At 64.5% G+C, this 14,601-nt stretch carries 13 protein-coding genes and 1 pseudogene; 11 read left to right on the top strand and 3 right to left on the bottom strand.

All coding sequences use genetic code 11. The annotated features are described in order from the left end of the window. Nucleotides 1-65 precede the first annotated feature (65 nt). From JQ621_RS30630 to JQ621_RS30595, 8 genes are all read left to right on the top strand, one after another. Nucleotides 66-1,004, top strand: a complete 939-nt coding sequence (locus JQ621_RS30630) for a LysR family transcriptional regulator (protein WP_212240563.1) — start codon at nt 66-68, stop codon at nt 1,002-1,004. Between the two features lie 132 nt (nt 1,005-1,136). After that, nucleotides 1,137-2,015 (top strand): shikimate dehydrogenase, encoded by an 879-nt coding sequence (locus JQ621_RS30625; RefSeq protein WP_212240561.1) that lies wholly within the window; start codon nt 1,137-1,139, stop codon nt 2,013-2,015. A 55-nt stretch (nt 2,016-2,070) separates the two neighbouring features. Continuing rightward, nucleotides 2,071-3,201, top strand: a complete 1,131-nt coding sequence (locus JQ621_RS30620) for an ABC transporter substrate-binding protein (protein ID WP_212240560.1) — start codon at nt 2,071-2,073, stop codon at nt 3,199-3,201. A gap of 78 nt (nt 3,202-3,279) precedes the next feature. Further along, on the top strand, nt 3,280-4,155 hold the full coding sequence (locus JQ621_RS30615; protein ID WP_212240559.1) for a branched-chain amino acid ABC transporter permease: 876 nt from the start codon (nt 3,280-3,282) through the stop codon (nt 4,153-4,155). Further along, nucleotides 4,152-5,150, top strand: a complete 999-nt coding sequence (locus JQ621_RS30610) for a branched-chain amino acid ABC transporter permease (RefSeq protein ID WP_212240558.1) — start codon at nt 4,152-4,154, stop codon at nt 5,148-5,150. The genes JQ621_RS30615 and JQ621_RS30610 overlap by 4 nt, the downstream gene beginning before the upstream one ends. After that, nucleotides 5,147-5,890: an ABC transporter ATP-binding protein gene (locus JQ621_RS30605; protein WP_212240557.1), complete on the top strand. Its 744-nt coding sequence runs from the start codon at nt 5,147-5,149 to the stop codon at nt 5,888-5,890. Before JQ621_RS30610 ends, JQ621_RS30605 begins: the two co-directional genes overlap by 4 nt. A gap of 8 nt (nt 5,891-5,898) precedes the next feature. Next, nucleotides 5,899-6,636 carry an ABC transporter ATP-binding protein gene (locus tag JQ621_RS30600; protein ID WP_212240556.1) on the top strand — a complete coding sequence of 246 codons (738 nt, stop codon included), beginning with the start codon at nt 5,899-5,901 and terminating at the stop codon, nt 6,634-6,636. Further along, entirely contained in the window at nt 6,633-8,504 is a 1,872-nt protein-coding gene (locus tag JQ621_RS30595; protein WP_212240555.1) for a bifunctional sugar phosphate isomerase/epimerase/4-hydroxyphenylpyruvate dioxygenase family protein, read from the top strand. The genes JQ621_RS30600 and JQ621_RS30595 overlap by 4 nt, the downstream gene beginning before the upstream one ends. A 61-nt stretch (nt 8,505-8,565) precedes the next feature. Here the strand turns inward: JQ621_RS30595 and JQ621_RS30590 are convergent, their stop codons facing one another. Continuing rightward, nucleotides 8,566-9,738, bottom strand: coding sequence for an ABC transporter substrate-binding protein (locus JQ621_RS30590; RefSeq protein ID WP_212240554.1), 1,173 nt, complete (start codon nt 9,736-9,738; stop codon nt 8,566-8,568). Nucleotides 9,739-10,035: 297 nt separating this feature from the next. Here JQ621_RS30590 and JQ621_RS30585 point away from each other — a divergent pair, with 297 nt between their 5' ends. From JQ621_RS30585 to atzF, 3 genes and pseudogenes are all read left to right on the top strand, one after another. Further along, nucleotides 10,036-11,298, top strand: coding sequence for an NAD(P)/FAD-dependent oxidoreductase (locus JQ621_RS30585; protein ID WP_212240553.1), 1,263 nt, complete (start codon nt 10,036-10,038; stop codon nt 11,296-11,298). Then, nucleotides 11,298-11,459, top strand: a pseudogene (locus JQ621_RS35940) (MarR family winged helix-turn-helix transcriptional regulator); the annotation flags it as partial. The gene JQ621_RS30585 and the pseudogene JQ621_RS35940, both read left to right, overlap by 1 nt. A 207-nt stretch (nt 11,460-11,666) precedes the next feature. Then, nucleotides 11,667-13,475, top strand: coding sequence for an allophanate hydrolase (gene atzF / locus JQ621_RS30580; protein WP_464165374.1), 1,809 nt, complete (start codon nt 11,667-11,669; stop codon nt 13,473-13,475). A 6-nt stretch (nt 13,476-13,481) separates the two neighbouring features. Here atzF and JQ621_RS30575 read toward each other — a convergent pair whose 3' ends face one another. Both JQ621_RS30575 and hpxZ read right to left on the bottom strand, forming a co-directional pair. After that, nucleotides 13,482-14,204 (bottom strand): GntR family transcriptional regulator, encoded by a 723-nt coding sequence (locus JQ621_RS30575; protein ID WP_212240551.1) that lies wholly within the window; start codon nt 14,202-14,204, stop codon nt 13,482-13,484. Nucleotides 14,205-14,208: 4 nt separating this feature from the next. After that, nucleotides 14,209-14,601 (bottom strand): oxalurate catabolism protein HpxZ, encoded by a 393-nt coding sequence (gene hpxZ, locus JQ621_RS30570; RefSeq protein WP_212240550.1) that lies wholly within the window; start codon nt 14,599-14,601, stop codon nt 14,209-14,211.

Here is a 14,601-nt window from a genome sequence, read left to right as displayed (position 1 = left end):
GCTAGCTGACATCGCGACTCTCGTGAGATGATCGCCACCACGATCGTCTTTCGGATGCCCAAACCATGATGACGCTGCGCCAGGTTGAAGTGATCCGTGCCGTGATGGTGACGGGCACCATTGGCGGCGCGGCGAAGCTGCTGAACGTGTCGGCGCCGGGGATCAGCCGGCTGGTCAAATACACCGAGCGCTCACTCGGCATCCGCTTCTTTCAGCGACAGAACGGCCGCTACTTCCCGACGCCGGAAGCCGAGAACATTTTCGAGCAGATCAACGGCGTCTACAAGAAAGTCGACGACCTCTCCGAGATCATCTCCAAGATCGGTCGCGGCGGATTGTCGGAGCTGCGCATCGGCTCGGTGCCGAGCATTTCGCAGGTGATGGTGCCGCGCGCGATCGAGCGCGTCCGCCGCCGCTATCCTGATTTGGGCATCGACATCAACATCCTCAAGCTGGAAGAAGCCATCGACTACCTCATGCTCGGCCGCGGCGAATGCGTCGCTATGAGCTACCGGCTGGAACATTCCGGACTCGACTTCATGCCGCTCGCCTCGGGCGAACTCTATTGCATCGTGCCGCCGGGCCACGAGCTTGCCGGTCGCAAGCAGGTCTCCGCCGCCGAGATCACCCGCTATCCTCTGATCGGCATCGATCCGAACGATCCTTACGGCCGGATCATGGCCGAGATCTTTGCGCGCAACCGGCTCGACTACAACATCACCATCCGCGCGCGCTTCGGGACCACGGTGTGCGCACTGGTCAAAGCAGGCCTCGGCATCGCCATCATCGACCAATTCACGGTGGCCCATGGCGGCTATCCCGGGATCGAGCTCATCAAGATCACCGAGCCGACCCGGTTCGACACTTACATCGCGGTCAAGCGCGGCGCGCCGCTTTCGCTGCATGTCGAATATTTCATCGAGTCGCTGCGCGCGGAGATGCGCGCGGTCGAGCCGTCCCGCGGCAATGGCAAGGCCGCGTCAGGACGCGGGCGAAAGAAATAACAATATGTTAGGTTTGCCGGCCAAAAGGGTAATTGTGTTAGGCGGGGGAATGACTATCGTCGCACTTGGAATTGCGTGGATTTCCCCGCTAATGGCCTGATATCAACGCGCCCCGAGAGACGACAGTGGATCATGTCTAGCCGCGGACCGATCGCCCCCAAAAAGCTCCTGACCGGCCTGATCGGCGCGCCGATCGCCCATTCCGCCTCCCCCGCCATGCACGAACGCGCCGCCGAGGCGCTCGGCCTGCGTGGCCATTACCAGCTCATCGAAGTCGCCGGCGCTGACGCGGCCGAGCTCAGCATGATGCTCGAAGGCGTGCGGCGGCTCGGCTTTGCCGGCACTAACGTCACCTTTCCCTACAAGGAGGCGGTGGTCCCGCTGCTCGACGAGCTGGCGCCGACGGCCGCGACCATGGCGGCGGTCAACACCGTCGTCGTCAGGGATAACAGGTTGATCGGGCACAACACCGATACGACGGGCTTTGCACGCGCCGTCAAGCCGCTGCTGGCGTCGACTGGCAACGCAGTCGCCGTGATCGGCACCGGCGGCGTCGGCAAGGCGATCGCCTTTGCGCTGGCGAGCCTGAAGGTCGCTGATCTCCGCATCTTCGACAGCGAGCCGGCGCGAGCCGAAAAGCTCGCCGCACGGCTTGCCCCCCACGGCGGTGCTCGGGTCGCTCGAAGCGTCGAGGACGCGCTCGACGGTGCAACCGGCCTCGTCAACGGCACCCCGGTCGGGATGCTTCCGAACCGGGACACCCCGGTCCCGGCCTCGCTGCTGCGCGAAAACCTGTGGGTCGCCGACGCCGTCTATTCGCCGCTGATCACCCCGCTGCTCGCCGCAGCGCAGGCGAAGGGCGCGCGGATCATGACCGGACGCGAGCTTGCCATCTACCAGGCCGCCGACGCCTTCGAATTGTTCACCGGCCTTGCCCCTTCGACCGAAGTCATGGGAGAGGCTTTTGACGCCGTGATGGCTGCGCGCAGCGCCGCCTATCAGGCAGCTTGAGGCGAAGCGGCCGGACACAAGGCCGCTTGGAAAATTGAACCGGGAGGAGAGGACGATGAAATCAACGCTACTGGTGGGCGCGCTGCTCACCGCAATCACGACCACGGGCGCTTTCGCCCAGACGATCAAGCTCGCCGACGTCGCCGAGCTTTCTGGCGGCGGTGCCACCGTCGGCACCAACTGGAAGAACGGCATCGACCTTGCGATCGAAGAGATCAACGCCAAGGGCGGCGTACTCGGCCGCAAGCTCGAGGTCACCCATGCCGACTCGCAGTCCAACCCCGGCGTCGCGCGCGCGCAGGTGCAGAAGGCGCTCGACGCCGATCCCTATGTGCTGCTCGGGCCCGGCTATTCCGGCTCGGTGAAGGTCACTGCTCCGCTCGCCGCTGAAGCCGGCATCACGCAGATCATGGGTGGTGAAGCGGCCGAGCTGACGCAGGCCGGCAACAAGTTCCTGTTCCGCACCTCGTTCGGACAGCAATCCTCGATGCCGAAGGTCGCAAAATACATTCACGACGACATGAAGGCGAAGTCGGTCGCGGTGGTCTGGGTCAACAATGACTTTGGCCGTGGCGGACGCGACGTCGTGATCAAGGAGCTTGAGCGACTCGGCTCCAAGGTCGTCGCCGATCTCTCCACAGAAGCGGGACAAGCCGATTTTGCCGCCGACGTCGGCAAGATCAAGGCCGCCAATCCGGACGCCGTGTTCGTCTACCTGAATGAAGAGGAGAGCGCGCGCATCCTGAAGGAGCTGAAGCGCCAGGGCGTCACCGCGCCGCTGATGGGCGAGACCACGCTGATCGGCCAGAAGGTGATCGAGCTCGCCGGCGATGCCGCCAACGGCGCGCGCGGCCATGTCGGCCTCACCACCGATGCGCCGGTCGACCTGATCAAGGGTTTCCGGGATCGGTTCTCGAAGAAGTACAATTACGTCCCTGACCACAACGGCCTGAAGGGCTATCTCGCCGTCTACATGGTGAAAGCCGCCACCGAGAGGATGGGCAAGGTCGATTCCAAGGCTTTCGCCGACACGCTGCATGGCCTGACGATCAAGGCGGCCGACGAGCCGGGCATCCTGATGGACGTCACCTTCGATGGAAACGGTGACATCGACCGCCAAAGCTTCCTGGTCGAGGTGGTCGAAGGCAAGCAGGTGGTGAAGCAGGTGCTGCCAAAGGTGAAGTGAGGCGTTCTTCTTCGCCTCTCCCCGCGTGCGGGGAGAGGGAGACGATAGAGCGGGGCGAGGGATAGGCGAGAGAAGAACATGTCCAATCTGTTCGATCTTCTGGTCGCGGGCCTCGCCACCGGCGCGATCTATGCGCTGGTCGCGGTCGGTTTCACGTTGCTGTGGCAGACCTCGCAGACCATCAATTTCGCGCAAGGCGAGTTCGTGATGCTGCCGGCGTTCCTGATGCTGGCGGCCATGCATGCCGGTGCGCCGTTCTGGCTCGCGATCATCCTTGGCATCCTGCTCTCGATGATCCTGCTCGGCCTCGCCTTCAAGATGCTGCTGGTCGACCCGATGATGCGCCATGGCGTGCTGCCGCTGGCGATCGCCACCATGGCGCTCGCGATCGGGATCAAGGAAGCGGTGAAACAGTTCTTCAGCGCGGAGGCATCGCCTTTCCCGTCGATCGTGCCGACCGGTGACGTCTCCATCCTTGGTCACGCCGTGTCGCTGCAGAGCATCGGCGTGCTCGTCGTGGCGATCCTCGCCGTGTTCGGCCTGACGACGCTCCTCAACCGCACCTCGCTCGGCCACCAGATGCAGGCGGCGGCGCAGAACCCGACTGTCGCCCGCATCATCGGCGTGCCGGTCGAGCGCATGATCCTGCTGACCTTCCTGATCAACGCCTTCCTGGTCGCGCTGGCCTCGCTGCTGATCACGCCGATTTATCTGGCGAAATTTTCGAGCGGTGAAGTGCTGGGCCAGGCCGCCTTCATCGCGGCCATCGTCGGTGGCTTCAACCAGGTGCGCGGCGCCATCGCCGGAGGCCTCCTGATCGGCGTGCTCGACAATCTCGCGGCCGCCTATGTCTCGACGCAGTACCGCGCTGCCGTGCCGATGATCTTCCTGATCGCCGTCATCCTGTTCCGGCCGCAAGGACTGCTCGGCCGCGCCGAGGAGCGCACGGTATGAGCGGTTTCGCCAGACCCCTGAAGATCGCGCTCGGCCTCATCGTCGTCGCCGGTCTGATCGTCATTCCCATGAACTTCAACCGCTACGGCCTGTTCATCCTGAGCCAGTGGGCGGTGATGACCATCGCCGCGATGGGCCTGAACCTCACGCTCGGTTACGCTGGCCAGGTCTCGCTGGCGCAGGGCGCCTTCGTCGGCATCGGCGCCTATGCTTCTGCGATCATGACGACGCACGGCTGGCCGCTGCCAGCCGCAATCGCAGCGGCGATCGTGCTCGCCTTCGCGGTCGGCTGGGTGCTCGGCTATCCCGCGCTTCGCGTCCAGCACCACTACCTCGCTTTCGTCACGCTCGCCTTCTCGACATTGGCCTTCCTGGTGTTCCGCAACGAGAGCTGGCTCACCGGCGGCATCTACGGCATCTCCAACATTCCGCGTCCCCATATCCTTGGTATCGCGACCAACAAGCCGCTGCCGTTCTATTATATCTGCCTGGGATCGCTCGCGATCGTCTCGCTGGCGGTCTGGTGGCTGATCCGCTCGCCGTGGGGCCGCGCCTTCATGGCGCTGCGCGAGAACCCGCTGCGCGCGCAGTCGCTCGGCATCGATACGCGCCGCTACACGTTGATGGCTTTTGCGATCGGCTCGGCGCTCGGCGGTGTCGCCGGCGCGCTCTATGCACCGCTGACGCAATATATCGACCCCGTGCCGTTCAACCTGTCGCTCTCGCTCGACCTCCTGATGATGGTGATCGTCGGCGGCGCCGGATTTTATTTCGGCCCGTTCCTGGGGGCGATGATCGCGGTGCTGCTGCCGGAATGGCTGCGCTTCACGGAGGGCTATTATCTGATGCTCTACGCGATCGCGGTGATGGGGCTGCTGATCTGGTCGCCGACGGGCATTCTGGGCATCCTCGACCGCTACATGGCCGCGCGGCGCACCAAGGCGGCCTCCGCACTCCGTGCCGTCGCAAAGTCTCGCCTGGAGACGGCGCAATGAGTGCGGTGCTCGAAGTGACCAACATCAAGAAGAGCTTTGGCGGCATCACGGCGGTCGACGGCGTCTCCTTCGACGTACGCGAGGGCGAGATCCTCGGTCTGATCGGCCCGAACGGTTGCGGCAAGTCGACCCTGTTCAACTGCATTCTCGGCCAGCTCACACCATCAGACGGCGAAGTCAGGCTCGACGGCAAGGTCGTCACCGGCCTGCGCCCCTCCGAGCTCAACAAGCTCGGGGTCAGCCGCACATTCCAGCTGTTGCAGGTGTTTCCAAAACTCTCGGTGCGCGAGAACCTGATCCTCGCGGGACAGGAGCATCAGGGCAACATGGCCTCGCGCCTCGTCGGCCGCTCCGATGCCGGGCTGACCGATGCCGCCAACCAGATGATCGGCTTCTTCAAGCTCGACCATCTGGCGGCCGAACCTGCCGGCGGTCTCTCCTATGGCCAGCAAAAGCTGCTCGATGCCGCGATGGCGTTCATGGGCGGCCCCCGCCTGGTGCTGCTCGACGAGCCCGCTGGGGGCGTCAACCCGTCGATGCTGGCGGACCTCAAGGACAGGCTCGTCGCCATCAACCGCGAGAAGAACGCGACCTTCGTCGTGATCGAGCACAACATGGAATTCGTGATGTCGCTGTGCTCGCGCGTCATGGTGATGGCGGAAGGCAAGGTGCTGGCGATGGGACGCCCGGACGAGGTCCGCAAGAATCCCGCCGTGATCGAAGCCTATCTCGGACATTAGGAACAACCATGAGCGATCCGATCCTCTCGGTTCACAATCTCGTTGGCGGCTACGGCAAGATGACGATCTTGAACGGCACGACGTTTTCGGTGCCGCAGGCGACCATCACCACCATCATCGGCCCCAACGGCGCCGGCAAATCCACCGTATTCAAGGCGATCTTCGGCCTGCTCAGGTTGCGCGAAGGCAAGATCAGCTTTGTCGGACGCGATGTCACGAACATGAGCCAGCGCGCGCTGCTCAATGCCGGTATCTGCTACGTGCCGCAGGGCCGTAACATATTTCCGGAGCTCTCGGTCCGCAGCAACATCGAGCTTGGCGGGGTCTCGGCCGGGAAAGACATCGACCTGCCGATGCGAATCGAGGCGGCACTCGATCTGTTTCCCGCGCTGAGGAAGAAGTCGATACAGCAGGCCTCAACGCTCTCGGGTGGCGAGCAGAAGCAGCTCGAGATCGCCCGCTCGCTGCTGCTCGAGCCAAAGCTGGTGCTGATCGACGAGCCCTCGATCGGCCTGTCGCCGCTGATGGTGCAGCAGACGTTCGACATTCTCAAATCCTTGCGCGATCGCGGCGTCACCATCCTGATGATCGAGCAGAACGCCCGCTCGGCGCTGGAGATCTCCGACATCGGCATCGTGCTCGAACTCGGCCAGACCCGCATGGTCGACAAGGCCGAGCGCATTTTGAACGATCCCCGTATCGGGCAGCTCTTCCTCGGGGGCGCCATGGAGGAGACAGCAGCATGACCAAGCGCTCGATCGCGACAGTTTCTCTCTCGGGCGCCCTCGACGAAAAGCTGCGCGCCATTGCATCGGCAGGCTTCGAAGCAGTCGAGATCTTCGAGAACGATTTGCTGTCGTTCGGGTCTGGCCCGCGCGACATCGCAAAGCTCTGCGAGGAGCTCAATCTCGAGATCTGCGCGTTCCAGCCGTTTCGCGATTTCGAGGGCATGCCGGAACCGCAGCGCTCACGCAATTTCGCCCGCGCCGAGCGCAAGTTCGATCTGATGCAGGAGCTCGGCACTGATCTGCTGCTGATCTGCTCCAACGTATCGCCGGCCTCGCTTGGCGGCATCGACCGCGCCGCGGACGACTTTCGCGAACTCGGCGACCGCGCCGCCAAGCGCGGTTTGCGCGTCGGCTACGAGGCGCTGGCCTGGGGCCGGCACGTCAACGACTATCGCGACGCCTGGGAGATCGTGCGGCGCGCCGATCATCCTGCGATCGGCGTCATCCTCGACAGCTTTCATGCGCTGGCGCCGGGCTTCCCGGTCCGCGCGATGGCCTCGATCCCCGGCGACAAGATCTTTCTGGTGCAGCTTGCCGACGCGCCGAAGCTCGAACTCGACATTCTGTCGTGGAGCCGGCACTTCCGCTCGTTCCCCGGCCAGGGCGACCTGCCGGTCGGCGAGTTCATGCAGGCCATCGCGGCGACCGGCTATTCCGGACCGTGGTCGCTGGAGATTTTTAACGACCAGTTCCGCGCCGGCTCGGCGACGCAGACCGCCGTCGACGGCCTGCGCTCGCTGATCCTGTTGCAGGACCACCTCGCGCCGGACTGGCCAAAACTCGTCGGCGAGCCGTTGGCCCCGAAGGCCAAGAGCAGCGGTACCGGCTTCATCGAATTCGCCGTCAACGAAACCAAGGCCGGCGAGCTCGCCCGTCTGCTTTCACAGCTCGGCTTCCGCAAGACCGGCAAGCATCGCAGCAAGGCGGTGGAGCGCTGGTCGCAAGGAAAGGTCGAGCTCGTGATCAACTCCGAGACCGATGGCTTTGCGCATTCGCATTACGTTACGCACGGGCCCGGCGTCTGCGCCATCGCGCTCGATGTCGACAATGCCGGCCTTGCCATGCAGCGGGCCGAGACGCTGAAGGCGCGCACCTTCTACCAGCCGGTCGGACCGGGCGAGCTGGAGATCCCCGCGATCCACGGCGTCGGCGGCAGCCTGCTCTATTTCCTCGACCAGGCCGGCAAGAACTGGGACACGGATTTCGAAGCCGTGACGAGCGATGCGAGCGCGGATGCGCTGCTCGCGGTCGACCACATCGCGCAGTCGATGCCCTATGACGAGATGCTGTCCTGGCTGCTGTTCTACACCGGCATCCTCGATCTCAAGCGCCTGCCGCAGATGGAGATCGCGGACCCACGCGGGCTCGTGCAGAGCCAGGCGCTCATCAATGGCGACCAAAGCCTGCGCTTCGTCGTCAACGGCTCCTCAGCCAATCGCACGCTGCCGGCACGTTTCATCTCGGAGTTTTTCGGCTCGGGCGTCCAGCACGTCGCATTCGCGTGCGACGACATCTTTGCCGCCGTCGCCGCGATGCGCGCCCGCGGCGCCGGCTTCCTGGACATTCCCGGCAATTACTACGACGACATCGAAGCCAAATACGATCTCGCGCCCGAAATCATGGCCAGGCTGCGCGCCAACCACATCCTCTACGACCGCGACGGCGACGGCGAGTTCTTCCAGGTCTACACCCACATCTTTGATGAGCGCTTCTTCTTCGAGATCGTGGAGCGGCGCAGCTATCAGGGCTTCGGTGCAGCGAACGCCGGGATCCGGCTCGCCGCACAGGCCCGCGAGGTGCGGCCCGCGAGCATGCCGCGGGTGTAGTAACGCCCTCTCTGTGCGGGCTCTTCGCCTCTCCCCGCTCGCGGGGAGAGGGGAAGGAGCCTCACTTCATCGGGCACTTGTCGTGGAAGCGGTCCTGATCGTTGGTGACGATGGTGGCGACCGTCTTCAGCGAAAGCTCGCCACCGGTGCCCTTTACCACGTCCTGCAGATAGAAGTTCTGGATCGGGATGTGGTTGTTGCCGTATTTGAACGCGCCGCGCAGCGACTTGAAGTTGGCCTTTTCCATCTCGGCCTTCATCGCATCCTTCTTGGACGTGTCGCCGCCGACGGCGACCACCGCGCTGTTGATCAGCTGGGCCGCGTCATAGGCTTGCGCGCCGTAATAACTCGGGCGAGCACTCGGATATTTCGCGCGGTAGTCAGCGACGAACTTCTTGTTCTGCTCGTTCGGGAGGTCGTTCACCCATTCCTGCGCACCGGGCACTCCGAGCGCATTCTCCTTCTGCAACGGCAGCGTCGTCTCGTCGACGGTGAAGGCCGTGTAGAGCGGCATGGTGCTCTTCATGCCGGCCTGGACATATTGATTGAGGAACTGCGCGCCGGCCGCACCGGGATAGAACACGAAGATCGATTCAGCGCCGGAGGCACGGGCCTTCGCCAGCTCCGCCGAAAAGTCGAGCTGGCTCGGCCAGACCGTGTATTCCTCACCCTTGACCTCGCCCTTGAACGTGCTCTTCACGCCCGCAAGCATATCCTTGCCGGCGGCGTAGTTCGGGCCGATCAGGAACACGCTCTTGACGCCGTTCGCGTTCATGTAGAGGCCCATGGCGGCCGGCGTCTGATCGTTCTGCCAGGAGGTCGAGAAAACGTAAGGGCTGCACAGTTCACCCGCGAGCTGCGAGGGGCCGGCATTGGCGGAGATCATGAAGGTCTGCGAGTCCACCGCGGTCTTGAGCGAAGCCAGCAGCACGTTCGACCAGATGTAGCCGACGAGGAAATCGACCTTGTCGGACTGTACCAGCTTCTCGGTCTTCTGCTTGCCGACGTCAGGCTTCTGGCCGTCATCCTCGTAGATCACCTCGACCGGCTTGCCGCCCATCTTGCGCCCGAGATGATCGAGCGCGAGCTCGAACGAGTTGCGCATGTCATTGCCGATCACGGCAGTCGGGCCGCTGAAGGTCGAGACGAAACCGATCTTGATGCTGTCGCCGGCGAATGCCGGATTTGCCAGTACCAGCGCCGCTGCGCCCGCCAGCCAGAATGCCGTCCTCATAACAACTCCCCTCCTATTATTGGTTCCGGAAACAGGTTGATCGCTGCCCCCGGGCTGTCTCTATTGAACGCAAAATCTGCCGCGCCGCCAATGGCTCAGCGCCCATCCCTGCACCATATTTCGCCCCAAACAAGGATGGCAAGAAATATAATTCTACTTACTTCGACCAAGGCTGCGGCGCTTTTTCGCGGGGAATATCGATACGCGAAGCCTATTCGATCATTCGTGACGGCTATTGGACCGCGGTACCCAATTCGCACTTAAATGAGTGAGAGCAGCAGGATTCGAAGGTGCATCATGGCCGCAACTCCTCATCGCGTCGTCATCGTCGGCGCCGGCTTCGGCGGGCTCGAGACGACCTACCGGCTCGCGGGCGCGCCGGTCGAGATTACGCTGATCGATCGCCGCAACCATCATCTGTTTCAGCCGCTGCTGTACCAGGTCGCGACCGCCTCGCTCGCGACCAGCGAGATCGCCTGGCCGATCCGTCATCTCATGCGCGACCGTCGCGAGGTGACGACGCTGTTTGCCACGGTGAGCGGCGTCGATGCCAACAAGCGCTGTGTCCAGATCGACGACGGCAGCGAGGTGCCCTACGATACGCTGGTGCTCGCGACCGGCGCACGCCACGCCTATTTCGGCCATGACGAGTGGGAGACCTGGGCGCCGGGCCTCAAGACGCTCGAGGACGCCACCACGCTGCGCCGACACATCCTGGTGGCGTTCGAGCGCGCCGAGCGCGAGACCGATCCGGCAAGGCGCGCGGCGCGGCTGACCTTCGTCATCGTCGGCGCCGGTCCAACCGGGGTCGAGCTCGCCGGCACCATCGCCGAGATGGCGCATCACACCCTTCCCGGTGATTTCCGCAACATCGATACGACGAAAGCGCGCGTCGTGCTGATCGAGGCGGGGCCGCGGGTGCTGGCGGGCTTTCCCGACGACCTCTCGGCCTACGCGCAGGCATCGCTCGAAAAGATCGGAGTCGAGGTCGTGCTCGGGCAGGCAGTCACCGAGATCAACCGCGAGGGCGCGGTCTTCGGCGGCCAACTCTTGAATGCCAAAACCCGGATCTGGGCTGCCGGCGTGCGGGCCTCGCCCGCCGCCGATTGGCTGGGCGCGCCGGCCGATCGCGCCGGCCGCGTGCAGGTCGCAGACGATCTCACCATTCCCGGCCATCCCGAGATCTTCGCGATCGGCGACACCATCAACATCAACGCCTGGAACGGCAAGCCGGTGCCCGGCATCGCGCCTGCCGCCAAGCAGCAGGGCAAGCATGTCGCCGAAACCATCAAGGCGCGGCTGCGCGGCGAGAGCAAGGGCGCGTTCCGCTACAAGCATGCCGGCAGCCTCGCCCAGATCGGCAAGCGGCTCGCGGTGATCGATTTCGGCAAGGTCAAGCTGCGCGGCACCATCGCGTGGTGGATCTGGGGCATCGCCCACATCTACTTCCTGATCGGGCTGCGTCACCGCCTCAGCGTCGCGCTGAGCTGGCTGTGGATCTACGCGCGCGACCAGCGCGCGGCGCGGTTGATCACGCAGGGCAGCAGCAAGGTGGTGTAAAAGAGGACCGGCGCTCCGATGCACTGCATCTCACAGCGCAAGGCGAGACAGCGCTCGCCAGGTTCAAGCGCCTCGCCGCCGGGCACGAGCGGCACGTCGAGGAGAAGATCGGCAAGGCGAACCGTGAGCGGTTGCTCCAGATCCTTGCGAGCTTCACCTGATCTCTACTGCTCATGATTTGAGCAGATGCTCGTAACAGGGCGTTGGCACGGCAGTTCCATCAGTGCTCGAAATATCACCCAACCCACTGATTGCACGATAATATCCGGGGCGTCGCGTCTGCCCGGATAATGTACACAATGGCACATCGCTTGCTTCAATCCGGGTGAAGACATGTTGCCGGAGTTTTTATCGCCATGAAGGCTGAGATGGGGGCTGAGCAGCCTGAAACGATCGCCGCGATCGTGACCGCGCATCGCGCGGGCACGCTCACACCGGCCGAGACGATCGCACGCACCTATCAGCGCATCCGCGATTACAACGACCCGGCCGTCTTCATCAGCCTGCGCGACGAGAAGGATGCGATCGCGGAAGCCGAAAAGCTTGCGGCGCGCGCCGATGCCGCCGACCTCCCGCTCTATGGCATTCCGGTTGCGGTGAAGGACAATATCGACGCGCTGGGCTTTCCGACCACGGCGGCCTGCCCGGCCTTCTCCTACAACCCCACGCATGACTCGACCGCCGTCGAGCGCCTGCGCGCTGCCGGCGCGATCGTCATCGGCAAGACCAATCTCGACCAGTTCGCAACCGGCCTCGTCGGCGTGCGCTCGCCCTACGGCATTCCCAAAAATTCGATCCGCGACGATCTCATTCCCGGCGGATCGAGCTCGGGCTCGGCGACCGCCGTCGGTGCGGGCCTCGTACCGCTGTCGCTCGGCACCGACACGGCCGGCTCGGGCCGCGTTCCGGCGATGCTCAACAACATCGTCGGGCTCAAGCCGAGCCTCGGCATGATCTCGACCGCCGGCCTCGTGCCGGCCTGCCGCACGCTCGATTGCATCTCGGTGTTTGCGCTGACCGTGGACGACGCCGCGCTCGCGCTGTCCGTGATGGCCGGCCCGGACCAGGCCGATCCGTTCTCGCGCGACCGGCCGCTTGGCGCACTCGCGCCGTTCCCTGCGAACCTCCGGCTTGGCGTGCCGCGCAACGGGCAGCTGATCTTCTTCGGCGACAAGACATCGGAAGCCGCCTATGCGGATGCGCTGAAGCGATGGGCTGCGCTCGGCGCAACGCTGGTCGAGTTCGACCTGGAGCCGTTCTACGAGACGGCGCGGCTGCTCTACGAAGGCCCATGGGTGGCCGAACGCTATCTCGTGATCAAGAACTTGCTCGCCTCGGCGCCAGATTCGATTCATCCCGTCACACGCGAGATCACTGCGGCCGGCGCGCGACTGACCGCAGCGGAAACCTTCTCCGCGCTCTACCGGCTGCAGGGCCTGCGCAAGATCGCCGAGCGCACCTTCGCCAATATCGACGCGCTGGTGCTGCCGACGGCACCGACGGCCTATACCACCGCACAAGTGCTGGCCAATCCGATCGAGCTGAACAGCCGGCTCGGCACCTACACGAATTTCGTCAACCTGCTCGACCTCTGCGGCCTCGCGCTGCCGGCATCGATGCGCGCGGACGGCATTCCGTTCGGCATCACGCTGCTCGCGCCTGCAGGACGCGATGGAATGCTCGCGAGCATCGGCCGCGTCTTTCACGCGGATACCAAGCTGACCATCGGAGCAAAGGGCGTGGCACAGTCCCCGCTCGCGCCGCTACCGGCCAACAGTGGCGACGAGATCCCGATTGCGGTCGTCGGCGCGCATCTCTCCGGCATGGCGTTGAATGGCGAGCTGAAGGCGCTCAATGCAAAGCTGGTCGAGGCAACGAAAACTGCGCCCGACTACAAACTTTATGCGCTGCAGACCACGCCGCCGAAGCCCGGCATGCTGCGTGTCGAAGCCGGCTCGGGCGCGTCGATCGAGCTGGAGATCTGGTCGCTGTCGTCGTCGGCCTTCGGCAGGTTCGTCAATGCGATTCCCGCGCCGATGGCGATCGGGACCATCCGCCTTGCGGATGGCCGCAGCTTGAAGGGCTTTCTCGTCGAGCCGGAAGTGCTGGGCGGGGCGCGCGATATCACGGCGTATGGCGGCTGGCGGAAGTTCATGGCGGAGGCCGCTACCGCGTAGGCGCAGTTACACCGACACCGCGTAAATCTCATACTCCCCGCGCACCAGCTCGATATGCGCGCGCATCGCAGCCGCGGCGCCCTGCTTGTCGCCGCGCATGATGGCGACGACGACGCGGTCGTGCTCGGCTTGCGACTTTGCCAGCCGGCCGAGATTGCGGAACTGGGCGCGGCGGAACGGCTGCACCCGGACGCGCGTCGCCAGCGTGATCTCGGCGATGTAGCCGTTCTGCGAGCCCGCATAGATCGCGTTGTGGAAGCGCTCGTTGACTTCATGGAAGCGATCGGGATTGCCGGCATAGCTGAGAACGCGCAGCTCTTCGTGGATCGCCTCGAGGCCGTGGCGCTCGGCGGCCGACATGCGCTCGGCGGCAAGGCCGGCGCACAGTGCCTCCAGCTCCGCCATCGCCTCGAACATGCTTTTGAGACGCTCGATCGAGGGCTGCGCAACGACCGCGCCGCGATGGGGGCGCGCCTCGACCAGGCCGCTCGCGACCAGCTGACGCAGCGCCTCGCGCACCGGCGTGCGCGAGACGCTGAAGCGCCGCGCAATGTCGGTCTCGTCAAGCGGCGCGCCGGGCGCGAGAGCCCCACGCACGATCTCGTCGGCGAGTTGAAGACGAAGTTCCTCGGCACGGGTGACCTTCAGCACCGATGGCGAGGCACGGTCGACGCGGGGCACCACCGGCTCGGCCGGCAGTATCCCGGGCGGAAAATCGTCAAGCGTCATACGGTCAGGTCTCTTTCGACTCGTCGATGATGCTGACATGGGCGGCGACGACGCGCCAGCCCTCCGGGAAGCGAATCCAGGTCTGCATCTGCCGGCCGACCTTGCCGGGAGCCGTGTCGCGATAGAACAAGGTGGAGGCCACGGCCGTGTCGCGGCCGTAGCTCGATATCACCGTCTTGGCGGTGCGGCGGTTCAAGCCGACCGGCGAGCGGCCGGCACGGAAGCCGGAGATGGCCTCATAGCCGTAGAGATTTTCGCCGATGCCGTAGCGCAGGGTGCGGGGATCGTTGCGGAAGAGTTCGCCGAGCACGGCGACATCGTTGGTGACAAGCGCCTGCTCGTAGCGCTCGAACGCGGCCTTGACTTCCGCGATCACCTCCGGAAGGTCGATCTCCAT

The sequence above is a fragment of the Bradyrhizobium manausense genome, from assembly GCF_018129685.1.
Classification (GTDB): domain Bacteria; phylum Pseudomonadota; class Alphaproteobacteria; order Rhizobiales; family Xanthobacteraceae; genus Bradyrhizobium; species Bradyrhizobium manausense_D.
The sequence above is the reverse complement of the archived record's forward strand: the minus strand, read 5'-3'. Positions and strand labels throughout refer to the sequence as shown.

Bases quoted from the DNA above. Each gene is read 5' to 3' on its own strand.
- JQ621_RS30630 (WP_212240563.1), top strand. From the start codon at position 66: ATGATGACGCTGCGCCAGGTTGAAGTGATCCGTGCCGTGATGGTGACG.
- JQ621_RS30625 (WP_212240561.1), top strand. From the start codon at position 1,137: ATGTCTAGCCGCGGACCGATCGCCCCCAAAAAGCTCCTGACCGGCCTG.
- JQ621_RS30620 (WP_212240560.1), top strand. From the start codon at position 2,071: ATGAAATCAACGCTACTGGTGGGCGCGCTGCTCACCGCAATCACGACC.
- JQ621_RS30615 (WP_212240559.1), top strand. From the start codon at position 3,280: ATGTCCAATCTGTTCGATCTTCTGGTCGCGGGCCTCGCCACCGGCGCG.
- JQ621_RS30610 (WP_212240558.1), top strand. From the start codon at position 4,152: ATGAGCGGTTTCGCCAGACCCCTGAAGATCGCGCTCGGCCTCATCGTC.
- JQ621_RS30605 (WP_212240557.1), top strand. From the start codon at position 5,147: ATGAGTGCGGTGCTCGAAGTGACCAACATCAAGAAGAGCTTTGGCGGC.
- JQ621_RS30600 (WP_212240556.1), top strand. From the start codon at position 5,899: ATGAGCGATCCGATCCTCTCGGTTCACAATCTCGTTGGCGGCTACGGC.
- JQ621_RS30595 (WP_212240555.1), top strand. From the start codon at position 6,633: ATGACCAAGCGCTCGATCGCGACAGTTTCTCTCTCGGGCGCCCTCGAC.
- JQ621_RS30590 (WP_212240554.1), bottom strand. From the start codon at position 9,738: ATGAGGACGGCATTCTGGCTGGCGGGCGCAGCGGCGCTGGTACTGGCA.
- JQ621_RS30585 (WP_212240553.1), top strand. From the start codon at position 10,036: ATGGCCGCAACTCCTCATCGCGTCGTCATCGTCGGCGCCGGCTTCGGC.
- atzF (WP_464165374.1), top strand. From the start codon at position 11,667: ATGGGGGCTGAGCAGCCTGAAACGATCGCCGCGATCGTGACCGCGCAT.
- JQ621_RS30575 (WP_212240551.1), bottom strand. From the start codon at position 14,204: ATGACGCTTGACGATTTTCCGCCCGGGATACTGCCGGCCGAGCCGGTG.
- hpxZ (WP_212240550.1), bottom strand. From the start codon at position 14,601: ATGGAGATCGACCTTCCGGAGGTGATCGCGGAAGTCAAGGCCGCGTTC.